At 44.0% G+C, this 24173-nt stretch carries 16 protein-coding genes; 15 read left to right on the top strand and 1 reads right to left on the bottom strand.

Going from position 1 to position 24173, the window contains the following annotated elements; translation table 11 throughout:
* Window positions 1-63: 63 nt before the first annotated feature.
* The 13 genes from AC07UV_RS00385 to AC07UV_RS00325 all read left to right on the top strand — a co-directional run bounded on the left by AC07UV_RS00385 (window position 64) and on the right by AC07UV_RS00325 (window position 20859).
* The gene (locus AC07UV_RS00385) at window positions 64-1212 is read left to right on the top strand and encodes a FecR family protein (protein WP_495182284.1); all 1149 of its coding nucleotides are present in this window, start codon (window positions 64-66) and stop codon (window positions 1210-1212) included.
* 227 nt (window positions 1213-1439) lie between these two features.
* Window positions 1440-4841 carry a TonB-dependent receptor gene (locus AC07UV_RS00380; RefSeq protein ID WP_495182283.1) on the top strand — a complete coding sequence of 1134 codons (3402 nt, stop codon included), beginning with the start codon at window positions 1440-1442 and terminating at the stop codon, window positions 4839-4841.
* 2 nt (window positions 4842-4843) lie between these two features.
* On the top strand, window positions 4844-6748 hold the full coding sequence (locus AC07UV_RS00375) for a RagB/SusD family nutrient uptake outer membrane protein (RefSeq protein ID WP_495182282.1): 1905 nt from the start codon (window positions 4844-4846) through the stop codon (window positions 6746-6748).
* A gap of 17 nt (window positions 6749-6765) precedes the next feature.
* Window positions 6766-8049: a DUF5000 domain-containing lipoprotein gene (locus tag AC07UV_RS00370; protein WP_495182281.1), complete on the top strand. Its 1284-nt coding sequence runs from the start codon at window positions 6766-6768 to the stop codon at window positions 8047-8049.
* Between the two features lie 33 nt (window positions 8050-8082).
* Window positions 8083-8793, top strand: a complete 711-nt coding sequence (locus AC07UV_RS00365; protein ID WP_495182280.1) for a DUF4998 domain-containing protein — start codon at window positions 8083-8085, stop codon at window positions 8791-8793.
* Between the two features lie 2 nt (window positions 8794-8795).
* A complete protein-coding gene (locus tag AC07UV_RS00360; protein WP_495182279.1) occupies window positions 8796-9032 on the top strand; it encodes a hypothetical protein in 237 nt (78 codons plus the stop codon).
* 399 nt (window positions 9033-9431) lie between these two features.
* Window positions 9432-10031 carry an RNA polymerase sigma factor gene (locus AC07UV_RS00355; protein WP_495182278.1) on the top strand — a complete coding sequence of 200 codons (600 nt, stop codon included), beginning with the start codon at window positions 9432-9434 and terminating at the stop codon, window positions 10029-10031.
* Between the two features lie 129 nt (window positions 10032-10160).
* A complete protein-coding gene (locus AC07UV_RS00350; protein WP_495182277.1) occupies window positions 10161-11180 on the top strand; it encodes a FecR family protein in 1020 nt (339 codons plus the stop codon).
* A 78-nt stretch (window positions 11181-11258) separates the two neighbouring features.
* Window positions 11259-14546, top strand: coding sequence for a SusC/RagA family TonB-linked outer membrane protein (locus AC07UV_RS00345; protein WP_495182276.1), 3288 nt, complete (start codon window positions 11259-11261; stop codon window positions 14544-14546).
* A gap of 9 nt (window positions 14547-14555) precedes the next feature.
* On the top strand, window positions 14556-16355 hold the full coding sequence (locus tag AC07UV_RS00340) for a RagB/SusD family nutrient uptake outer membrane protein (protein ID WP_495182275.1): 1800 nt from the start codon (window positions 14556-14558) through the stop codon (window positions 16353-16355).
* Window positions 16355-17185, top strand: coding sequence for a metallophosphoesterase family protein (locus AC07UV_RS00335; RefSeq protein WP_495182274.1), 831 nt, complete (start codon window positions 16355-16357; stop codon window positions 17183-17185). The genes AC07UV_RS00340 and AC07UV_RS00335 overlap by 1 nt, the downstream gene beginning before the upstream one ends.
* Window positions 17186-17698: 513 nt before the next feature.
* Window positions 17699-18076 (top strand): hypothetical protein, encoded by a 378-nt coding sequence (locus AC07UV_RS00330; protein ID WP_282254018.1) that lies wholly within the window; start codon window positions 17699-17701, stop codon window positions 18074-18076.
* 611 nt (window positions 18077-18687) lie between these two features.
* Window positions 18688-20859 (top strand): alpha-galactosidase, encoded by a 2172-nt coding sequence (locus AC07UV_RS00325; protein WP_495182273.1) that lies wholly within the window; start codon window positions 18688-18690, stop codon window positions 20857-20859.
* A 157-nt stretch (window positions 20860-21016) separates the two neighbouring features.
* Here the strand turns inward: AC07UV_RS00325 and AC07UV_RS00320 are convergent, their stop codons facing one another.
* Complete coding sequence (locus tag AC07UV_RS00320) at window positions 21017-21250, bottom strand: thioredoxin domain-containing protein (RefSeq protein WP_282254021.1); 234 nt, start codon at window positions 21248-21250, stop codon at window positions 21017-21019.
* A 202-nt stretch (window positions 21251-21452) separates the two neighbouring features.
* On the opposite strand from AC07UV_RS00320, the gene AC07UV_RS00315 reads away from it, so the two are divergent.
* Window positions 21453-22829 carry a DUF1800 domain-containing protein gene (locus tag AC07UV_RS00315; protein ID WP_495182272.1) on the top strand — a complete coding sequence of 459 codons (1377 nt, stop codon included), beginning with the start codon at window positions 21453-21455 and terminating at the stop codon, window positions 22827-22829.
* 20 nt (window positions 22830-22849) lie between these two features.
* Window positions 22850-24037, top strand: coding sequence for a DUF1501 domain-containing protein (locus AC07UV_RS00310; RefSeq protein ID WP_495182271.1), 1188 nt, complete (start codon window positions 22850-22852; stop codon window positions 24035-24037).
* The last annotated feature ends 136 nt before the right edge of the window (window positions 24038-24173 follow it).

Raw genomic sequence — 24173 nt, 5'->3', positions numbered from 1 at the left:
TGTTAATAGATGGCGTCTTTTTCCTGTGCCTATAACGGAGACATGACCTCATATATTTAAATTATGGAATCAAATTATTTAAGGATAGCTCAATTAATGGAACGGTACCTCAGTGGAACTATCACCGCTGAGGAACTGTTGGAGTTGCAGCAATTTCAGGCATTATATCCACGGATAAAGATCTGGTTGGAGAATAAGGAGGTCAAACAGGACGAAATTCGCAAACTGCTGAATGCGCATATGAACAATGATATTCAGTTCAAGTGGGAATCTACCTTGGGCAAGGCCCAATTATATCGTAAACAACAAAAGAAAAGACGATGGTTGGTGGCAGCTTCTATTGTGACTGCACTCTGTCTTGGAGTCTGGGCGGTCTCGTATTTTTCCGGAGTTGAAAATGCACCCCTAGTTGCTCAAATAAATAAAAATGTACTTCCGGGAAAACAGCAGGCCGTGTTGACCTTGTCAAATGGCGAGACGATACACTTGGGCGGGAATGATAGTACGACAATCCGCGAAGGTGGAAATCTGATGAAAATAGCGGATAATCAATTGGACTATGCTGCGACAGACAAAGATGAGGTGCACATCCATAAACTCAATGTACCTGTTGGCGGAACCTATCGTATTCAGTTGAATGATGGAACAGTTGTCTGGTTAAACGCCGATTCTGAAATAGAATATCCTTCTGTATTTACGGGTAGTGAACGACGCGTAGCGATTAAGGGTGAAGCTTTTTTTGAGGTCGCAAAGGATCCTTCGAGACCATTTCGCGTAGAAGTGGGTGAATCTACTGTTGAGGCCGTGGGTACAGCTTTTAATATCAATACGCACCTCAAACAAGGTCAGATCAAGACCATACTGACCGAAGGGAAGATAAAAGTAAGTGTCGCGGACGAGTCGGTATTGATAGGTCAAGGAAATGCAACATTGATCAACAATAGACAGATCACTGTGGTAAAAGCGGATCCAGAGGAAGCTCTCGCCTGGAAGGAAGGATATTTTTATTTTGGCGGAAAAGACCTCAAGAGTATCATGAACGAGGTTGCTCGTTGGTATGATATTGATGTCGAATATAAACATGCGGTCAGTGAAGAAAAATATAAAGGGGGAATCAAACGAACCGAATCTATCCAGGCGGTATGTGCGGTACTGAAAGGGGTAACCGGTCTGGATATCAAGATCAACAATAGAACACTAGTGATAAAATAAAAAGGAGGTCAATGATAAAATAATCAACAAGCAACATAATAAAGAATCTTAAAAAAACTGGAGGTACGGGAATACCCCCAGTCAGCATATAAGGTTCTAAACGAACTATAGTACTAACACAATTACAAGTAAAACCTTATCTAATCAAATGTATGGAATTTAAGTATATATGGCAAAATCTATTTGTCAGATGGCGTAGCCATATGCTGTTCAAAACACTACTAACCATGAAACTTACTGTATTTCTCGTAATTATGGGGACGTTGAGTGCAGCTTCAAAAGGTCTGGCCCAGAAAGTTAGCCTTAAATTGAACAATTCAACGATGGAAAATGCCTTGGGAGCAATTAAAGCGCAGACAGGTTTTCGCTTTATTTATAAAGAAGCTACCTTAAGGAAAGCTTCCAGTGTCAATATCAATTTGACAAAAGTGCCGTTGGAACTTGCTTTAAAACAATTATTGCAAAACCAGCCTTTAGATTATCAAATGTACGAAGGGACGGTTGTCATCGTACCGAAGCCTACGAAAAAGAACCCCTCACCGGGCACGGTAAGCAGCACGATCCAGCGTGAAGTGCAAGTCACAGGTACGGTCAAGGACTCCCTCGGTACCATATTGCCCGGTGTATCCATCTACCTCAAAAGCAAGCCTAGTGTAGGAACTACCACTGACCTCAACGGTAATTATATTCTCAAGGTACCTGCCACGGAGGTGCTGGTATTCAAAATGGTGGGTTATCGTACGGAAGAGGCTCCAATCGCTGGACGGACTAAAATCGACATTATTCTAGAGCAGTCTTCGGCTTATGTCGATGAAGTTGTGGTGACTGCATTTGGTCAAAAAACCTTGCGGGAGAGTGTGGTCGGTGCAGTTACTACGGTATCTCCAAAGGAATTGCGTACCGGAAGTAGCAATCTTACCACGGCCTTACAGGGGAGGGTTGCGGGGATGATTTCCTTCCAACGCAGTGGTGAACCGGGACTCGACAATGCTGACTTCTTTATCCGCGGTGTCGGAAGCTTCGGTGTCAATAATTCGCCGCTGATCTTGGTTGATAATATGGAGGTTACCGCGAATGATCTGGCCCGGATCCCTGTGGATGATATTGAAAGCTTTTCGGTTCTGAAGGATGCCGCAGCGGCGGCAGTATACGGTTCACGAGGAGCTAACGGTGTATTGCTCGTAACGACCAAAATGGGGAAAGAGGGCCCTGCGCGTCTTAATTTTCGCGTGGATCAACGCCTGTCGTCACCAACAGAAAAGGTGAAGATCGCAAATCCGGTCACGTGGATGAAAATGCAGAATGAGGCCTATATGACCCGCGACCCGCTGACAGAACGTCGCAACTTATATTCTCCGGAAAAAATTGCCCGAACAGAAATTGGAGATGATCCCTATGCCTATCCGGCTGTTGATTGGCTCGGTATGTTGATCAAAGAAAAAACCAATACCCAGAACTATAACCTGACTATTACTGGAGGAAGTCAGATCGCGCAATATAATATCAGTGGAAATATGACCAGGGACTTTGGCTTGATCAAAGTGGATCCCCTGAATAATTTCAATAACAATGTTGATTTCAAGGTGTATAACCTTCGGAGCAACATCAATATCAATGTGACCAAGTCAACCACACTTGCGGTAAGAGCATTAGCAAATCTTCAGGATTACAGTGGTCCGATTGTGGGGGGAGCTGATGCATTCAGGTATGCCCTGCGTTCAAACCCAGTTCTTTTTCAACCGGTATACAGACCGGGAGTGGAACAATCCTATATCCGGCACCCCATGTTTGGAAATGCAGAGGATGGACGTTACTTAAACTCTTATGCGGAGGTGGTAAAGGGGTATCAAAACTACAAACGCAGCAATATTGTGCTTTCTGTCGAATTGAACCAAAAGTTGGATTTCCTGACTGAGGGACTCCGTTATCGTGGCATGCTAAACGTGACGCGTAATTCTTATTTCGCCGAAAATAGACAGTACAAACCCTTCTATTATGAGTTTATGGGGTATGATGCGAGTAATTCGCCCTATTATAACCCACTCAATCCCGAGCAGGGAACAGAATATCTGGATTATAGTCCCGCAGATCGCACCAACGCTGCTATCTTTCGCCTGGAAAACCAGATCCTTTATGACCGTACATTTGGCAAACACGCGCTTAGTGGAATGTTTTTAACAGCAATCCAGGACCGTGTAGAGCCTGATACCCGTACCCCATCTTTACTGAATACATTGCCTTACCGTAATGTTTCCTATTCGGGACGGTTTACTTATTCGTTCGATAAACGGTATTCCGCAGAATTTAACTTTGGATACAACGGTTCGGAACGCTTCGCAGACAAACATCGCTGGGGATTTTTCCCATCAGCGGGCCTTGCCTGGAATGTACAGAATGAAAGCTTTATGGAACCCTATAGGGATGTTGTTTCACTCCTTAAATTGAGGGCTACACACGGTCTGGTGGGGAATGATGTGATTTCTGCGACAAGTTCCCGCTTCTTTTATCTTTCGGATGTAGAGCTCAATTCGGGAAATCAGTCCTATACATGGGGGATGCCCGGCGAAACCCGCCGAACGATCAATGGTATCGATATCAGACAATACCAGAACAACGACATCACATGGGAGATTTCCAGACAGTCCAATCTTGGTCTTGAGCTGGGACTTTTTAAAAGCTCATTTAAATTGACCGTTGACTATTTCAATCAAAAACGCTCGAATATCGTGCAGACGAGAGCTTCCATTCCATCTACAGCAGGTTATTCGGCGAATATCCTGGCCAATGTTGGCAAGTATAGTTCACGGGGTGTTGATGCCGAAATGAACTATTCAAAATCTGTAAACTCCGACCTATGGTTTCAGGCCCGGGGTACTTTTACTTACGCGACCGGTAAATATGTCAATTACGAAGAACCGCAATACGAATACCCTTACTTAAGTAGGATTGGGCTAAGTGCCACACAGCAAAGAGGATATGTTGCCGAAAGGTTATTTATTGATGATGATGAGGTACGCAACAGTCCTGCACAAACTTTTTCTGAGCAGGTACTCGGCGGGGACATAAAATATTTGGATATCAATAAAGATGGTGTCATTAATTCCAATGATATGGTGCCTATTGGTTTGCCGACCACACCTGAGATCAATTATGGTTTTGGCTTGAGTACTGGCTATAAACGACTTGATTTTTCTTTCTTTTTTGCAGGCATGGCGCAGACCTCCCTGTTTATCAATCCGACTTATACCGGATCTGCTCCATTTGGCAGTGTAACGGCGCCGAATGCCGTGCTACAGGTCTGGGCAGACAGCTATTGGTCGGAAGGTGACCAAAATCCATATGCCCTATGGCCACGATTGAGTAGTACGCCGATGGCGAATAACACGCAGACAAGCACATTTTGGATGCGTAATGGTAATGTCTTTCGTCTCAAACAGGTCGAACTGGGATTTGAATTAAATCCGGAAGTGGCCAAACGCTATAAATTTCAGCGGTTTAGAGTCTACGCTAGCGCAACCAACTTGCTGAAATTCAGTAGTTTCAAAATGTGGGATCCTGAGCTCGGTGGTAATGGATTGGGCTATCCGCTACAACGGGTGTTTAACCTTGGTATTAATGCAAGCTTTTAATTATGAAAAGAGAAATTACAAAATATTTAATTGGTGTGTTATTGGTCATTGCCAGCGCATCCTGCAGCAAATATGTGGATGTTGTACCGGATAATGTGCCGATACTCGAACATGCTTTTGCAAGCAGGGTAATGGCCGAACGCTATCTGGCTACATGTTATAATGCCATGCCCAATTTTAGTGGTTACAATGCTAACCCCGCAATCATGGGTGCAGGAGAGATATGGACAAATGAACAGATTGCGTCGGCCGGTAAAAACATTCTCCGTGGCGCACAGAATGCGGATAGCCCCTTGCTGAACGAATGGGATGGTACATCCAGCCTCTGGCGTGGTATCTCGGATTGCAATATCTTTATAGATAGTATCGGTCAAGTACCGGATATGCCTATCGAAGAACGTGATAAATGGAAAGCTGAGGCAACATTTCTCAAAGCTTTTTACCATTATGAATTGTTGAAACGTTATGGACCTATTCCTATCATGGACAAATTTATCCCGGTAGGGTCGGATTTGGAAAACTATGCGGTTGAGCGGCAGCCAGTCGATGATGTGTTTACCTATATTATCAAAACGATTGATGGTGCCATGGAGTTCCTTGACCCCAATGTGGTTGATGTGAATGCCGAAATGGGACGTGTGAACCGGATAGCTGCTAAGGCAATCAAAGCGGAAGTACTGGTGTACGCTGCAAGCCCGCTGTTCAATGGTAACCAATCGTTGGTGGCTACGATCAAAAATCAGAACGGGAAGCAGCTTTTTAATACCACTTATTCGGCTGAGAAATGGATCAGTGCGGCAAATGCCTGCCGGGAAGCTATTGAAGCTGCTGAGCAGGGAGGGAAGTCGCTATTTGTCTGGCAAGCGCCTCCCGGAGTTAATATTACCCGCCCTGAGGCTATCGCACAGCTGAGCTCGAGATTGGCTTTTAGCCAGAATAAAGATAATACCGAAGGACTCTGGTTTTACTCCAATAACCTTATCAGCAATGAAGTTCAGTTATCCTATATGCCACGCGGATGGGATGCCAATACACAGTCGAATGCAAGTATTCGCTCCTTTCTCTCGGCTAGCCAGAATATGATCGCTAAATACTATAGCGCCAATGGAGTGCCCATAGATGAGGACAAAAGTTATCCTTATAGCCAGCGTTTTGAGGTAGTCAATGTGACCGATCCCAAATACCAATATGATGTGGCACTCAACAACCAGACTATTCGTCTACACTTGGACCGCGAGCCACGTTTCTATGGCAATATCTCTTTCGATGGCGGACGTTATTTTATGCGTAGCAATGCGACAGAAGCAGGTGCCTTCAGTACCTTTTATCGACTAGGGGGAAATGTGGGGATAAACAATGGTACTTACTATAACGTCACGGGATATGGTGTTAAAAAATATGTGAACTATGAAAATACCTTTGGGGCTTCCAATTCAATGAGTATTGTATCCTTCATTGCTCCAGTGATCCGCTTAGCAGACCTTTACCTGCTTTATGCCGAAGCACTTAACGAAGTGAACGGCCCCACGGCGGAAGCGGTATCCTATATTGATAAAGTACGTGCCAGAGCAGGGCTAAAAGGGGTAGAAGCAGCTTGGCTGGAGTACTCAATCTACCCAAGCCGCCCCGCGACAAAGGATGGTTTGCGGAAAATCATAAAGGATGAGCGGACGATCGAACTTGCATTTGAAGGTAAACGCTTCTGGGATCTACGTCGTTGGAAAGATGGGACTGAGGAATTGAGCAAGGAGGTCGTGGGCAATGATGTGAATCAGCAAAACCCCAATCTTTACTACAGACAGATGGTATTCTATTCCCCGAGTTTTACAGAGCGGGATTATTTTTGGCCGATCAGCCGCGCAGAGTTGCGTAGAAATCCCAAAATGGTTCAAAATTATGGATGGTAGTTTTTAAAATAATCAATATGAACTTAGTATATAACACAAAAGGATTACTTGGGCTCTTGATCTTTGTAGGGCTATCTATTGCTCTTTTTCAGGGATGTAAGGAGGATGTGGGGATACAGCCGATCAAAGAGGGCGCAGTAGCAGGGCAGGTGACAAATGTGCGCACCTATGCATTGGCCGGTGCTGCTGTAATCAAATATGATCTTCCTATAGACAAGGATTTCCGCTATGTAAAAGCAGTCTATGTATTGAACAACGGCAGTCGTGTAGAGACTAAATCTACCCAGTACAAGGATTCTCTTCGGGTAGAAGGATTTTCTGTTGCGGGCAGATATGATGTCGAACTTTATTCTGTAAGTGTTGGCGAGGTCGCGTCCAAGCCGATCGTCGTCACAGTCGACGTTGCTACTCCTTACAATCGACTGATCTCAGAGAGCCTGAAAAGTGATTCAAAATTTAATTCCACCTATGGCGGAGTCAATATTTACATTGACAATAAGGAGAAACAACCGCTGGTTGTCATTGTCATGAAAAAGGATGCGGAAAACAACTGGAAAAATATTGATACAGCCTATACGAGCCTAGAAACGCAGACCCTACGTGTACGCGGCATAAGCGAAGGTATGAGCACCTTTGGGGTATTTATTCAGGATAAATGGCGCAATAATTCAGATACCATTGCAAAGGAACTGGCTCCACTGGAAGAAATATTGATTCCCAAAGATACCTGGCAGCTGACCCAGATTGCTGTAGGCGCCATTGGTGGGGATTGGGATACGTTTAATGGAACTTACGGCGGGCGTAGTTTGAAATATAAGACATTATGGGATAACAAGATGACATCACATGGAGATGAGGCCTGGTTTGCATCGACACCAATTCCTTTTTCTTTCTCAATTGATCTTGGCGCACAGTCTATCCTAAGCCGTATCAAAACCTGGCCACGGATGTCTGATTTAAATGGATCGTATACGACCACCCATGTGAAAAAATTCCAGGTATGGGGATCTAACAATCCAGATATGAATGACCCAAGCTTTGACAAATGGTTTTTATTGGGAACGTTTGAAAGTGTAAGACCCTCAGGGTTACCCTTTGGACAGGCTGCCACAACGGATGACAAAAATTATGTAAAACAAGGTGAAGAATGGGATTTTCCGGATGTAAACCCTACAGACCCACGTTATAAGAACCGCTATATCCGTATCAAGGTATTGAGTACATGGAATGGTATTGAAGCTTCAGACAAAAATCCTTCTGCTATTATCATGTCCGAGATCACCCTCTGGGGACAGCGTTAGCAGATGATTGTTTAATAGTAATGAGTGAAAATTATGAAAAGAAAAATAATATATATATGTGCGCTTATAGTTGGACTGGCAGCCTGTAAGAAGGAAGATCACTATTATAAGGCCTATTTGGAGAATGCTGAGCGCTACTATCCCGGAGCATTGGATTCATTGGCAATATATCCCGGCAACGGGAGAGCTCAGGTGCATATGCGTTTGAGCACCGATCCAAAGATAAAGCGGGTACGCTTGGTGGTAACCAACGACTTAAATGCGCTGCGGGACACATTGTATTATAATATTGCAGCTTCAGAGATCGGAAAAGAAAAAAATATCTTTCTGGACCAACTGAAGGAAACGCGTTACACGGTCAGTGCCCGTGGCTTTAGTGCAGAAGGAGACAGTTCGAAGGCGATGACAGCAACGACATCCGTGGAGGGTGAACGTTACGGCGCGACGGTCTTGAGCCTCAATAGGGTATTCAACAATTTTACAACTTCGCCGGGTGGCCGAAAACAGGCTATATTTTTCGTCGAGACCGTAGGTAGCGGTTTCTCCCCATTACAGGGGACGCGGGTATATTTTGATAGATCAGACAATAAGCGGGATTCAATTTTCTTGGCGCCATTGGATTTCGCTGTGGAGTTTCCCTCCGACATCCAAGCCAAAGGAAGTATTTCTTTTGTCAGCTATTATAAAAAGACAATGTTCTCCTTGGATAATTTCCAGACAAATGAAAAGGTGGTCAGTTATTAACCTTGCAGATTAACCTAGTAGGATGCTGTTTCAATTTACTGAAACAGCATCCTACTAGCTGTTATTTTTTAGTTGCGCAATCGGAGCTGATCAGCTTTCCTGCCGATGCAGACCCGAAGGCCCTCGGTCATAAAATTGCCCATTGTTTTATCGAGGGGAAACATGCACTTCATGCGGGCAAATGGATTAGTTATTCGGAGACTTTCTACTGGATGGGAGCTGTTAACTATGCCATTTAACGGGTGACAGGGAGATGATGCAGGCGATGAAAGATTGCTTTTCCAAATTAACCTCAAGCGAGAAGCAGCTGCTCCCAATTATAAATCATGTGGACTTAAATATGTTCGGCAATCTCCCTTTGCGGTCAGGCTGCAGTGTCGGAGGTCTGTGTGGGCACCAATAAAAAGAACGATAAGCAGTATTATTATGACCATCCCCGCCATACGGGTGATTATCATGGACAGGCACCTTACCTATGGTGCGTTAATGCGCTGCTGGAAAACAGCGGCGAGTCGGTCTGATAGGGCTTTGCTGGGTTATGTTGTTAATATATTCTTTACCTGGCCTTAATGCTGTATTTGTATTAAACCCTGATCTTTACGGCAGACGAAGAATTATTGGATCTAAAAAGTATGCTTGTGAAAACCATAGACGCCGTACTGTTACAACGTCTAAAAGATGCAGATTACAGTGCTTTTGATGAGATTTATGCGCATCATTGGAGCGCTCTTCTCCAAATTGCAGTGAGGAAGCTGGACGATGTGGATCTGGCCATGGATCTTGTTCAGGATCTCTTTGTGGACCTCTGGCAAAGACGGTACATGATCGATATCCATAGCACATTGCGAGCCTATCTTGTTTCAGCCCTATACCATAAGCTTTTCCAGTATTTCAGAAAGAAAGGTGTACAGGAGAAACATATTGAGCAATATAGCTTAATGATACAGGATGGCTTACACGATGTTTTTCCGATTGATGGCTATGAAGAAAACTATACAGATGTATTGGTTGCGATCGAACAGTCTGTGGTGGAGATGCCCGACCGGATGCGGATCGTTTTTAACCTGAAATATCAACGTAGCCTCAGTAACCACGAGATTGCGGAACAATTGGGCATTTCGCTTCAGACCGTAAAAAACCAATTGAGTAAAGCCTTGAATCTTGTGCGCCAGCACATGCAACAGCGGCAGCTGAATCCAACGGTTTTTTTGTCATTATCTTTTCTACTCTTCTTTTAGCAAAAATAGTACATCTTTTTTGGAGAAAAAAGTTCGTGTAAAATGCACCTGTTTTTTTAAAATAAACTTTACATAAACTTAATACGTTTGGGATGGTACGATCGGCCTATTGTAGCAACTATAGGATGTATGCAAGAAAGAAAAAGAGAACTGGAAAAATTAATTCAGAAGTATTCATCAGGACAGCTAACCGATCTCGAGCGTGAGCATTTAACAAAATGGCTGCAGGAGCTTGATGTGACTAAAGGGGATAACTTCGAGCTGGAAGGGGCAAGTCGTCAGATGAAAGAAAAGATTGATGCACGCCTATTGTCCACTGAGACGACTGTGAAAATTCAGCATCCCTCTTGGCTGTTTCTGTGTAAAATTGCAGCGTTTGTTCTTTTTTGTTTTTCGTTTTCATGGTTTCTGCTGGAAGGGAACTCCACTGGAGAATCAGAGCAAAAGCGCTCCGTTAGTGTCGCGAAAAGTTTGCCTAAGTCCATAAAGAAGACATGTACGGTAGTGCAGGATAGTATGATTTTATTGGAAGATGGTAGTAAAGTGCGTCTTTTAGCAAATTCTACAATGAGCTGGCCGCAACCTTTCCCAAAGGAGCAGCGTGCGATTCAATTGCAGGGAAAGGCTTTTTTTGAAGTGGCGCATGATAAAACCCGCCCATTTACCGTTCTGGCAAGCAATATTCTGACGACGGCATTGGGAACCTCATTCTGGGTTACACAGGATACGAAAAATGCCAAACCCAGGGTGCGCCTGATCACAGGAAGAGTTTCCATTAAAGAACGTGGCAAAGATGGGAAAGAAAGGCTGCTCGCATATTTGACGCCAGGGCAAACCTGGAAGGAAAGGCCTGTAGACCTGAAAAAAGAACAGCTTTCGGCAGCTGAAAAACCAGTGGAAATGGCGGTTCCGATCGCATTGGTATTTCACCACAGACCCCTCACGGAAGTGTTGCCCGCCATTGCGTCGTTCTACCAGACAACCATTGTCTTTACTGCAGATGAAGTCTCTGGATTATCATTATATGGTACCTATACACACGAAAATGATGTTGCGCAAATTCTACAGACCATCTGCCTTGCAAATGATCTGGAACTCAAGTTTAATTCCGAAACAAATACCTATACGATCGTAAAGAACAGTCAATAAAAATCAATAAAAATTCAATGATAAGCACCCCGAAATAGGGGAGCCTGGGAAAACTATGTACCATTATTAATGAAAAATATGCAACTATCTTTAACAAAGACAAGCCCAGCCAAAGGGGCTTTATTACTGCTTTTGGCAATTGCTTTTGGTCACAAGGGCTTTGCGCAACAGCAGGGAGAGCTTGTTGTCATCGTGCAGGACGAAAAGTCGAAAGGCTTGGCCAATGCAACCGTCACGGTGAAGAACAAACTGAGTAACTTCAAACGTTCGGGTCAGGCTGATCAGCAGGGAAAGGCAATGTTCAACGATCTGCCTGTAGACAGCAATTATTGTATCGCAGTTAGCTATACGGGGCTGCAAGGCAAAGAAGAATGCCAGTTCATCGTCACTGCGGGAAAGCGCTCGAGTGTAGTCTTTCAGTTGAGCGACGCAAATCAGATAGACGAAGTTGTCGTCGTGGGCTATGGTACACAGAAAAAGACCAATCTATCGGGGGCTGTGGACCAAATCAGTGGCGAGGTACTTGCCAGTCGCCCAATTTCAAATGCGGCACAGGGGCTCCAGGGAATCTCGCCCAACTTGAACATCCAATTCAATTCGGGCGAACCGGGGGTAGCACCCAAAATCAATATCCGTGGTATAACGTCAATCAATGGGGGAGATCCCTTGATTCTGGTTGACAACGTACCTATTTCGGCAGCCGAATTAATCCGGATTGCACCACAGGATATTGAATCATTTACAGTCATCAAAGATGCTTCCGCTGCGGCAATCTATGGGGCCCGCGCGTCTTTCGGCGTCCTGATCATTACGACCAAAACAGGAAAAGGTGATGTAAAGGTGAGCTATTCCAATAACTTCACCTGGAATACGCCCACTGTAATGCCCGATAAAATCACAGATCCCTATGTGTTTTCAAGATTATTGCAAACTTCTACGGATAATACCCCTTGGAATAATGTCAATTATTCGGATCAATTTTATCAATATGCCAAAGAACGCTCGGATAACCCCTCGATCGCCGGTGTGCGCATCAACCCATCTGATCCAAAAGCCTGGGAATATATGGGCAACCGGGATTGGACGCGTTATTTCTTGTCGGACTGGAACGCGACCAATACGCATGACTTGTCTATCTCGGGTTCAAATGAAAAAGTACAGTACTATATCAGCGGGAGCTACAATCGGCAGAATTCGCCCGTTAAACTGACGGCGGACTATTTTGACCGTTACAACTTACGGTCGAAAGTGAACTATAGACTTTCTGATTTTATTTCATTCGGCAACAACACGGTCATCGGAAGTATACGTCGGCTGGCCCCTTCGCAGATGAGTCTAGCGGATATTTATAATATTTTTCCAACTTCTTTTGATAAGAATCCGGATGGCACCTGGGCCAACTCTTCGGCAGGTGTTATTGCGGCACGGATGGTTGACGGTGGAAAGAGTGATCGGAAACATCTGGATGTGCAATCGACCTTTAATACTGAACTTCGCTTTTTTGGAAATAAATTCAAAGTAAATGCCGATTATACCTTTCAGCGTAACTCGTTGAACCGAAATTGGTACACCAAGCAGTATCAGATCGGTTACGGACCGGATGACATCCGCAAAGAGGGAACGACGGGGGCTTATCGTGAAGCTGGGTTTTCCTATTATAACGTATACAATATATATGGTACCTATCTGCAGTCTTTTAACAAGCATCAGGTCAATGCGGTACTGGGATTCAACCAGGAAGATTATCGGTATGAAGTCATCACTGCAGAACGTGCAGGTTTGATTTCGGAATCCTTTCCAACGATTCAATTTGCGACCGGAACGATGAAAATGGGCGAAGCTATTGATACCTATGCCCTGCGCGGTGCGTTCTATCGGTTGAACTACACCTATGACGATAAGTATATCGTCGAATTCAATGGACGCTACGATGGTTCTTCGCGTTTTCCCAAGAACAAACGTTTTGGCTTTTTCCCTTCGGGATCCGTTGCCTGGCGTTTAGATCGTGAAAATTTTATGTCTTCCATTTCAGGCCTGGATTTATTGAAGTTGAGAGCTTCCTATGGTCAACTGGGGAATCAGTCTGTCGCTAACTATGGCTATCTCCCTTCGATGGAAAAAAAGGATTCGGATTACTTGTTTGGAAGTGAACGCGGTATCTTTATTGATGTGCCTTCGTTGGTCTCCCCTAATTATACTTGGGAGAAGGTGAATACGGTGAACGTTGGCCTGGATGTCGCTGTTCTCAAAAATAAACTGTCGGCCAGTTTTGATTATTATTCCAGACGTACCCTGGGTATGTTGACCCTGGGTAGGGATCTCCCCAATATATTAGGTGCGGATGAACCAAAAGAGAATGCGGCCGATCTAAAGACAAATGGCTGGGAATTGACTGTGAATTTTCAGGATCATTTCGAATTGGCTAATGCCCCATTGCACTTTAATGCCAAATTGTTGCTTTCGGATTCACAATCCAAAATTACACGTTTTGACAACCCCAATAAGAGCATATTACAATATTATGAAGGCATGCAAATGGGGGAGATTTGGGGTTTACAAAGCAATGGTCTTTTCAAAGATGTGGCCGAAATCGCCAAGTTGGACCAGACTTCCATCATACCTTGGGGGGCATTGTCCATCGTACCGGGCTGGCCTACTTATATAGACCAAGATGGTAGCGGTAAGATTGAAAAAGGATATACACTGGGGGATACCAAAGATCTTAAAATTATCGGCAACTCCACTCCGCGTTATCAGTTTGGTATTGACCTTTCTGCAGATTGGAAAGGTTTTGACCTACGCGCATTCTTTCAGGGAGTCGGTAAACGCGATTATTACCCCTTGGATTACCTGTATTGGGGCACTTACCAACAGCCTTATGGAAACTTCTATGGACATTTGTTGGATTTTTATCGTCCAGAGGGAGACTCAGAGGCCGAACGTGCCCGCCATTCACAAGCTTACCTAAATCTGGGACTTGCGGATCAAAATCTCGATGCAGCCTATCCCATCTTACAATCTTGGCTTGCCGACCGTAATTTAGGTACCCGCATTGATCAGGCACAGGGATTGGCCATTCCCCAGACCAATTATCTATTAAATGCGGCTTATCTGCGTTTGAAAAACCTGACCATTGGGTATACCTTGCCCAAATCAATTACTTCCCGCGCCAAGATCAGTAACCTCCGCGTCTATCTGAGTGGTGAAAATATCCTCGAATGGTCGGCTGTGAAACGCTATTTTGATCCGGAGACGTTAAACGAAAATACCTATACCAATCCTGGAGAGAAGCCTGAACGCGTGGGCAACGGGCTGACATATCCATTCCAACGGAGTTTTTCTGCTGGTGTTCAAGTCACATTTTAATTGCTTATCATGATACATAAATATATAAAATTAGCCTTTGTATGTTCGGGACTTTTCCTACTTGGAAGTTGTAACGACAGCTATTTGGATCGTGTTCCCGAGACTGCGATCAACAATGAAAATTTCTTTAATACAGCGACCGATTTAGATTTGTATATCAACGGTTTGTATGATTTTTCAGGATTGGGCATCTATCAGGCAGATGCTACCACCGACAATGCAAGCACGACAGGCAATACGGAGATCAAAACCATTATGGCTGGAAATGCCTCCGCGGCGACAATCGCTGGCGGCTGGGAATGGAAACAGCTCCGCAAAATAAATTTCTTCCTGCAGCATATGGGAAAGGCGAGCATCAGTGCCAGCGAAAAGGCGCACTATGAGGGATTAGGACGGTATTTTAGGGCACGGTTTTACGCTGAGAAAGTGCAGCGTTTTTCGGATGTGCCCTGGGTAGACAAAGCTTTGGAGGTCGGTGATACAGATTATCTGTTTGCCAAACGTGACCCTCGGGCTACCATCGTCCAGAAAATTATGGAAGACTTTGAGTTTGCAGCACAAAATGTACAACCTCTAATCAAATTAGGAAAGGTCAACAAATGGGTTGTCTTGCAGGAGTATAGCCGCTTTGCGTTATATGAAGGAACATATCGCAAATACCATAATGAACTTGAACTGAAAACCTCTGCCAATACCTTTTTGACCAAAGCACATGAACTGAGTGATCAGATTATGCGTGAAGGTGGTTTTTCCATTTACACTACCGGTAAACCCAGTCAGGATTATGGAACATTATTCTTTAGTGAAAACCTGGAAAACAACAAAGAGGTGGTACTTGGCCGCTTTTATGCCAACAATGTACTGAATGCGGATTCTTGGCCTGGGATGTTCGGCAATTATGAATATTATCCGTTACGTGATCTGGTTCAGGCTTATTTAATGAAAGATGGGTCATTTTATTCTGCGCAAGCTGGATATGACAAGAATACCTTTGTCAAGGAATTCCAAAACCGTGATCCCCGTCTGGCGCAGACCTATGCCTACCCAGGATGGGAACTGATCTACTCGCATACCTATGCACAGGGTGCGGGTCTATATGTGCAACAGCTGGCGAAAAACTTTTCGGGCTACCATCAGATCAAGGGATTTCAAAATATATTAAGCCTGGAAGCGCGCAACAACCTGGATATTCCCTTGTACCGTTATGCCGAAGTCTTATTGAATTTTGCCGAAGCGAAAGCCGAGCTGGGACAGCTGACACAGGCTGATCTGGACCGTAGCATCAATCTGTTACGCAAACGTGCAGGAATGCCGGATATGGCCCTCAATGTGACTATAGATCCCGTTATGGCAACGCGCTACGCCAATGTCGAAAGCAGCCAGCGTAATCTGGTCTTGGAAATCAGACGGGAACGTCGGGTCGAACTTGCTTTCGAGGGATTCCGTTTCACTGATCTGATGCGTTGGAATGTCGGTGAGTTATTGAAAAATAAACGGGAGGGTATCTACTTCGCTGGATTGGGACAGCATGATATGACAGGTGATGGTATTCCAGATATCGTGTTGCTGGCATCCTCCGGAACTATTCCAGCTGTCAAAGAGAAAAATAGCCTTGGAAGGGAATTGCAATATTATCGTGTAGGACGTTTTGGGCAAGATGTAGGTGTCTTCCTTTCGGATGGAAATAGCGGTACCGTTGAAACCATCGAAAATACAGGGACTTTTGAGGTGCCTAAATTCTATTATCGCCCTATACCACAAGGGGAGATCCTTTTAAATGATAATCTTAAACAAATATTTGGATGGTAATGAACAGTTCAATAACACGTACTTTATATTTCCTTTTCGTAGCATTCTTGAGCTTCGAAACGGTACATGCACAGGAATTTAAGTTTGCATTTTTAACCGATATGCATGTCCATAGCGATTCGACACTTGGTCAGGTGGACCAACGCTTAAAGTCCTTGTCGCCAAAGGTCGAGCTGATCCTGAGCGGCGGCGATAATGTCGATATTGACAATTTAAAACCCGCTGATCTATCGGGTGGTGAGCAACGGCTCAAGCAGTTGAAAAGCCTTTTTGACCGTGTAAAAAAGCCTTACCACATGGCAATCGGCAATCACGACAGATTACCGCGGGATCTGCGGAATGGCAAAAATGACTTTGAGCTCTTTGAAAAGACTTTTGGTCAGACCTATTACAGCTTTGATCATAAAGGTTGGAAATTTATCGTATTAAATAGTGTCGAAACCAAGGATAACCATTACGTCGTTGGTGAAAAACAGTTGGCTTGGTTGCAGGATGTCCTGAAGAATACAGCAAAAGATCAGCCGCTGGTGATTATTTCTCATGTCCCCTTTTTATCGGTCTACTATCCGGTGTTGGAGGGCCGTTATACCGCCGCGGATACCTTTATCAATCAGAAGCAAATATTTGACCTTTTTAAAGAGCATAGCCTCAAGCTGGTGCTGCAGGGCCATATGCATTTGTATGAAGAAATTAAAGTCAAAGGTGTTCAGTTTATAACAGCAGGAGCAGTGTCAGGAAATTGGTGGAGCGGAAGTTTCGAGGGGACTGCACCAGGCCATCTTGAAGTGGATGTGAATGGAAAAGACTTCAGCTGGAACTATGTGAAATAAACTGATATTCTGCCTGATACGGTTTTTTAGCAAAAGGTTTGGTTTTTACATCAAAAGTTAATTCGTTCGCCAAATATAAGAACTCCTTATAGTCAGATTGTTTTTGATTGTAGTGGATGTGAAGATGTCCGATTCCAAAAATTTTTCGTACGGAATCGGACAATTTCAACCTGTTATCTTTTGACTGCAATTTTGTACGGTGAATAGTGGGTTACCAAGGAATCTCACCTGTTGCAGGGTTTGTCTCTTCGCAGAAAAATTTTCCTGTGGCCAATGCAGCGCTCAAAGAGAATAAAAAAATAATGTGGGTGCTTGTGATTTTCTTATTTAACATTATTGGTAGCGTCGAGCCAAACGCAGGTTCGATATTTATATCCTGACAGGTAGGCAGGGCCTATCCAGTCAGATGTCGGATTCTTTCAAATCCTGCTCATACCAAAACGATAAGCTTCGCTTTAAACTAAACTGCCGCGAACAAAATTGGCTATAGCTAGAAATGTTATCTTTGTTACTATGAAATTATATGGTTATTTAATTACGTTATCCAGTATTGTTTTGCTATCATTTACAAAGCAACACAACGCAATTCACAAAAGGTGGAAACTCGTTGCCGAGGAAATATCCCATCTTAATTTTGATTATACAAAACAGGAAGGATCCAGGGACAGGCTTGATTCCATTAAAAATGAAACGGTCCAATTCCTGCCGGATGGTTCATTTAAATCAGGTGATGGAGATGGTACTTACATTGTAACGAAAGACTCCATTCATGTAAATCTCAATGGAAAGAAGAGGACTTTTAAATACACATTGCATCATTCAAAATTAGTTTTGGAAACCTATATTAAGGATAGTAGACGTATTGTAAGATCAAGACTTTACTTGGAATAGGCGGGTTCCGGCCTGACCTATATCGGTGTGATCCGGTACATTGAACGAAGGGTACTGCCAAGAAGATTTAATAAGATGTCGTAGTCATTATAATCACTGTGGATACCGTATGCCATAAGAGTTGATCCAGGGTTAGGTAGATATTCCCATTGGGATAATCGTCCCGCATGGGGCTTCATGTATTTTCAAGCAGTTCATCATTCCGACTGTCGCATTTTTCTGAGCGATAATTTCTTGTAGTTGTTTTTTTATTGCTGCGTCGATTGTGCTTTGAGCTGAACGGTGATGACCAGCAAGGTAATGATCAGGAATATATTTTTCATCGAAATTGTTTAAAGCTTCTTAAATTCGAATGGAATTTGCAGACTATCTCCTGATACCATCGCATTTAATTGTGTGCCATCTCGCCAATATTTTATCCTATTTGGGAATGGCAGGGAGTCATTCTGTTTTATTTTCACTCTTAAGCAGTGGCAGAGCCATATCCTATAAAATTTTAAACAATCGATTGCACGACTTTAAGTTTTCTCCAATTTGATTAAATCTCCTATATTTCAGGTACTGAACTGTTTTATAAACAAAAGGAAACACCAATCACCTAAATAAAGAACATGAGATTTAAGTTACTTTTAGTTGCATTAGCGTTAATAGCCGCGGAAAATGGATTCGCACAGAAAAAGGAGAATAAGCCGCAGGACTGGCTGATCAGTGGCGCCGCACCGTACCAATCCCGCATTGTGGTCGATGGCCAGAATATTGTCTTGGACAATGGGCTCGTGCGCCGCTCTTTTTGGATCAAGCCAAATGCTTTCTGCTATGATTTTACCAACTTAACTACAGGACAGCAGCTGATTCGTGCCGTACAGCCTGAGGCTCAATTGCAGCTCAACGGCAAGTGGTATAATGTCGGTGGGGTGCATGGGCAGAAGGAACGCGCTTATCTGCGACCGGAATGGATGCCCACATTTACGGCAAAACCCGAAGATTTTAGTTATGTCAAACATGAGGTCAGTGAACTGGATCCACTGCTGCCCTGGAATGGGGACAAGTGGTGGTCTACACATAAGGCTGCCGGTAAAGGGAAGGTCCTGACCTTTACCTATGCTGCTCCGGCCGCCGCAGCATTATCCGGGATTGAAGTGAAAGTACATTATGCCATCTACGATGGGATCTCGCTGATCAGTAAATGGGTAACCATTCAGAACGGCGGTAATCAGACGGTGCAGATCAATCAGGTGATTAATGAAAAGCTGGCGCTGGTCGAAGAAGAAAGTGCTGTGGTGGGTTCGGTCGAGGATATGAAAAAACAGCATGGCCTTTACGTCGAAAGTAATTTTGCGTTTAATAATGCCATGCGTTATCACCTGAGTGATCAGTCTTTACACTGGAAAGCGGATTCTACCTATACCTCACAGGTGAATTACGACTTGAAAACGCCGGCGATCATGGAGGTGTATCCGACGGTGGGGGTAGGTGTCAAGCTCGCCGCAAGGGACAGCTTTAGCTCGATCCGCTCCTGGGAACTGCTGATGGATAGTTATGATCGGGAGCGCCGTGGACTGGCCATTCGAAAGATGTATAGGACCATTGCGCCATGGACCACCGCCAATCCGATCTTTATGCACCTGGTAAGCAAAAAGGACGAGCAGGTCTACACTGCCATTGACCAATGTGCCGCCACAGGATACGAAGCTCTCATCCTTAGCTTTGGCAGCCATGTAAATATGGAGGATACAACAGCCGCAAACCTTGTAGCGTTGAAAAAGCTGGCAGACTATGCGCACAGCAAAAATATTAAAATAGGAGCCTACTCTTTATTTAGTTCGCGCAAGATCAGCGAAGCGGATGATATTATCAACCCGAAGACGGGAAAGACAGGTGGTACTTTTTTCGGGAATGCACCTTGTTTTGGCTCAAACTGGGGGATAGGTTATGCCCAACGGATCAAAACATTTTTTGAAAAAACAGGATTTGATATCTGGGAAAATGATGGCCCTTTTCCGGGTGATCAGTGTGCTTCAACAAGCCACCCCGGTCATCATGGACTTGAAGATAGCCAATGGGTGCAATTTAATATGCAAAAGCAGCTCTATCATTGGCTGAATGCCCGCGGCGTATATATCAATTCCCCGGACTGGTACTTTTTGGATGGTTCCAACAAGACAGGGATCGGGTATCGGGAAGTGAACTTTTCACTCCCTCGCGAAAATCAGCGCATCCTCAACAGGCAAAATATCTTTGATGCACTCTGGGAACAGAACCCGTCCATGGGCTGGGGATTTGTACCCTTAACTGCTTATCAGGGTGGTGGAATAGAGGCGGTATTGGAACCGCTGCATGAGCATCAGGAGGATTATAAACAGCTGATGATGCAATATTATGGTGCTGGTGTGCAGGCCTGCTACCGCGGTCCCCGTCTCTATGATACGGAGCAGACCAAGCAGACAGTGATTGATGTCATCCAATGGTATAAAAAATACCGCACGATCCTCAATGCTGACCTGATCCATCTGCGCCGTGCGGATGGCCGCGATTGGGATGGCTTTTTGCATGTGAATGCAGCTGAGAAAGGGCGTAAGGGATTGGGTATGCTATTTAACCCGTTGAAAACTGCAATCACACGGACCATTGAGATCCCTCTTCATTACACGGGTTTAAGGGGAAGTGCGAAAATAACCTTTGATGACAAGACCGTAAATACAGCATCTTTAGATCATCTGGCTAGAACGACAATGACCATTACCATACCGGCCGAGAGCTACCGCTGGTTTACGGTGGAATAGAATCTCTGGAGGAGGTGCCATTTGACCAAAGCGGCATTAGCGGCCAAGGTGATCCATCAGAACATAGATTACACAATGAAGCTGCGGGAAGATTCCAGCAAAAGAATAAGGGTAGTATCTGTTTCTGTCAGCCATTGGCCACTTGCAGCTCTGGAATTTAGCCTTTTACATCTTTAAGGGATGCACCGAAGTTGATATGTAAAACATTGCCATCCGGGGTAATCAGTGCGGGTACTGACTGGACGCCTAATTTTTCAGCTTCGCCAATGCGGGATCTGTCTTCACCGATATTGACAATTTCTACGTTGGATTCGCCGATAAGACCAATAATGTCTTGCTCTGCGCTGACACATACGGGGCAGCCAGCGTGATAAAAAGTTGATTTTTTCATATTTATTGAATCATTAAGTGATGACTTTATTGCCAATACAAACTTAGTTAGGAGACTTAACTCGCCACTGATCCAGAAGGAAGAAATCTAGCAAATAACTGGTGGAGGGATGGTTTGTTAATATACCTTAATGTTTGTTAAATCTTTGTTTCGCGCTATAAATATTTGTAAATAAAGTCGTTAATTAGTTGTAAACGGGAATATGATGGTTTCTGAATTTATTAAAAATAAGCATTTGGCGAATCGTGCCGGATTTGGAATCAGCCTCCAGCAGATCGCCGCCTTCGAACAGCAGTCTAACGTTGATGTTTGGCAAGTGTATTCCGCTGTACGGGAATTTGAACCGATCAACTTTAACAGAGATGAGGTGAATTTTGATTATGTAACTCTTTCAAAACTGAAAGCTGCGGAGAAAAAACAGATACAACAGCGTAACCGGCAGCGCAATATTGAAATTAATCTCAATTTTCTGACAGCTATGGTTCATTCCGAGGACCAACTGCGGGAGAAAATGGCTTTTTTCTGGCATGGACATTTTGCCTGCCGGGTAGTCAATTCAAAATTCAGCGTACATATACTCAATGAAATTAGAAAAAATGCGCTCGGAAATTTTCGCGATCTCTTGTTTGCCGTTTCCAAAGCCCCGGCTATGCTCAGTTTCCTCAACAACCAGCAGAATAAAAAAGGGCATCCGAATGAGAATTTTGCAAGGGAGGTCATGGAACTTTTCACGATGGGACGCAGTCATTATACTGAAGCGGATGTGCGGGAGGCCGCACGCGCATTTACGGGCTGGTCCTATGATAAGGATGCCAGATTTATAGAAAGGAAAAAGTTTCATGACCCAGGTTCGAAAACATTTTTGGGGAAAACAGGAAATTTTGATGGAAATGCTGTCCTGGATATTATTTTGGAACAACCGGCAACCGCAAGATTTATTACAGACAAATTATATCGTTTTCTGGTCAATGAACAAGTAGATAACGAAATCGTAAATAGCCTGGGAAAGGAATTCTATGAATCTGGGTATGACATAAAACGGCTGCTTGACAGCATATTTACCTCCGCTTGGTTTTACGAAACCAAAAATATTGGTAGCAAAATAAAATCACCGATAGAACTTATGGTGGGTATTATGCGGATGCTCCCCATGAAGGTCGAAAAGCCTGAAAACCTGATTGTGTATCAAAAATTATTGGGACAGATGCTATTATATCCCCCCAATGTAGCTGGATGGCCCTCGGGAAAGGCTTGGATCGACAGTTCGACCCTTTTGCTCCGGATGCAGATACCCCAGATATGGAGCGGACTCCGACCACTTGATCTCAATCCGCGGGAGGATGACGACCTGGACATGGGCTTAAGGCAAAATCGGAAGCTGGCCAAAGCCTTCAAAAATCCGAACATGTCGATCGCTTGGCAACAGGTCGAAGCTGCATTTGCTGGAAGGGAGCCGACAGAGCTCTTATTGCAAAAGAAACCGTCCTTTAAACAACGTATACTGGAAAAATACGCTGCTGGAAACACCAGAATGTCCATTATTGAAACGATGAGTATTCCCGAGTATCAGCTCTGTTAGCTAACCTAAAAAATACGACCATGATCATCAAAAGACGCGAATTTCTTAAAGTAGGATCCCTAGCAACAGCATCTATGTTACTGCCCAATTTTTTGAAGGCAATGACTTTGCCAAATGCCTTGGAAAGAGAGCAGAAAGTCTTGGTTATTTTACAATTGAGCGGTGGAAATGATGGACTTAATACAGTCATTCCCCGACGGAATGATATCTATTTTCGTGAGCGGCGGACCATTGCCGTCGAGAATGCACTTCCGCTCACGGATGAAGCAGGTATTAACCCGGCTCTAGGCTTCTTTAAAGAGCTATTTGATAATGGAGAACTGGCCGTGCTCAATAACGTCGGCTACCCCAATCCGGATAAGTCGCATTTCCGGAGCATGGATATTTGGCAGAGTGCGAGCCGGAGCGATGAGTATCTGGAGACCGGCTGGTTGGGACGGTATCTTGATGAAGCCTGCTACGACTGCACACATCCTACCCAAGCGCTGGAAGTCAATGATATGCTAAGTCTCGCCCTCAAAGGAAAGCAGAAAAAGGCTTTTGCCTTTAAGGATCCTAAAAAACTCTATCAAACCAGTCGTGAAGAATATTTTAAGTCGCTTTATGAAGACCATCAACATGAGGATGAAACAGTGGGTTATCTCTATCAGACATTGGGCGAGACAATCAACAATGCGGACTATATCTTTGAGAAGAGCAAAGCGAAGTCTACGGTAGCTGCTTATCCCGATTCGGCATTGGGAAAGGATTTCAGGACAATCGCCTCACTGATCAAATCGGATATCAATACACAGGTTTACTATCTACAGATCGGCAGTTTTGATACGCATATTAACCAGCGACAACGACAGGAGGGTTTATTTCGGACCATTAATGATGCGGTAGAAGCATTTGTTGGTGATCTTAAGAAAAACGGGCTTTTTCAGCATGTGATGCTGATGACTTTTTCGGAATTTGGCCGTAGGGTAGCACAAAATGCCAGTAATGGTACAGACCATGGAACGGCTAATCAGCTTTTTTTTATCTCAGGTGGTTTAAAACACAAGGGACTGCGCAATGCTTTGCCGGATCTTGAGCATCTAAACGAGGGAGATTTGATTTATTCGGAGGATTTTAGAAAAGTGTATGCTACGCTACTCAAGAACTGGCTAAATGTGGACTCTTCCAAAATATTGGGCTGGAAAAATGGGATTTATGATTTTATCTAAATAGGTTTGACTTCTTGACTGGGAACTTGATCGCCACTAGGTATTTTTACGTTTTTTATTGAGATTTATGTATTATTACGTGATTTTTAGCTCTTGCGTTGCTTTTTATTTTTTTTATCTACATCTTTAATTCGTT

The organism is Sphingobacterium sp. GW821-FHT03E03 (assembly GCF_059420745.1).
Note: the sequence above shows the minus strand (reverse complement) of the source record. Positions and strands in the feature narration are given on the sequence as shown.

Excerpts from the sequence above, each read along its gene's own strand:
- AC07UV_RS00335 (WP_495182274.1), top strand. The coding sequence starts at position 16,355 with ATGAACAGTTCAATAACACGTACTTTATATTTCCTTTTCGTAGCATTC.
- AC07UV_RS00340 (WP_495182275.1), top strand. The coding sequence starts at position 14,556 with ATGATACATAAATATATAAAATTAGCCTTTGTATGTTCGGGACTTTTC.
- AC07UV_RS00345 (WP_495182276.1), top strand. The coding sequence starts at position 11,259 with ATGCAACTATCTTTAACAAAGACAAGCCCAGCCAAAGGGGCTTTATTA.
- AC07UV_RS00385 (WP_495182284.1), top strand. The coding sequence starts at position 64 with ATGGAATCAAATTATTTAAGGATAGCTCAATTAATGGAACGGTACCTC.
- AC07UV_RS00330 (WP_282254018.1), top strand. The coding sequence starts at position 17,699 with ATGAAATTATATGGTTATTTAATTACGTTATCCAGTATTGTTTTGCTA.
- AC07UV_RS00380 (WP_495182283.1), top strand. The coding sequence starts at position 1,440 with ATGAAACTTACTGTATTTCTCGTAATTATGGGGACGTTGAGTGCAGCT.
- AC07UV_RS00370 (WP_495182281.1), top strand. The coding sequence starts at position 6,766 with ATGAACTTAGTATATAACACAAAAGGATTACTTGGGCTCTTGATCTTT.
- AC07UV_RS00350 (WP_495182277.1), top strand. The coding sequence starts at position 10,161 with ATGCAAGAAAGAAAAAGAGAACTGGAAAAATTAATTCAGAAGTATTCA.
- AC07UV_RS00375 (WP_495182282.1), top strand. The coding sequence starts at position 4,844 with ATGAAAAGAGAAATTACAAAATATTTAATTGGTGTGTTATTGGTCATT.
- AC07UV_RS00365 (WP_495182280.1), top strand. The coding sequence starts at position 8,083 with ATGAAAAGAAAAATAATATATATATGTGCGCTTATAGTTGGACTGGCA.
- AC07UV_RS00310 (WP_495182271.1), top strand. The coding sequence starts at position 22,850 with ATGATCATCAAAAGACGCGAATTTCTTAAAGTAGGATCCCTAGCAACA.
- AC07UV_RS00320 (WP_282254021.1), bottom strand. The coding sequence starts at position 21,250 with ATGAAAAAATCAACTTTTTATCACGCTGGCTGCCCCGTATGTGTCAGC.
- AC07UV_RS00315 (WP_495182272.1), top strand. The coding sequence starts at position 21,453 with ATGATGGTTTCTGAATTTATTAAAAATAAGCATTTGGCGAATCGTGCC.
- AC07UV_RS00325 (WP_495182273.1), top strand. The coding sequence starts at position 18,688 with ATGAGATTTAAGTTACTTTTAGTTGCATTAGCGTTAATAGCCGCGGAA.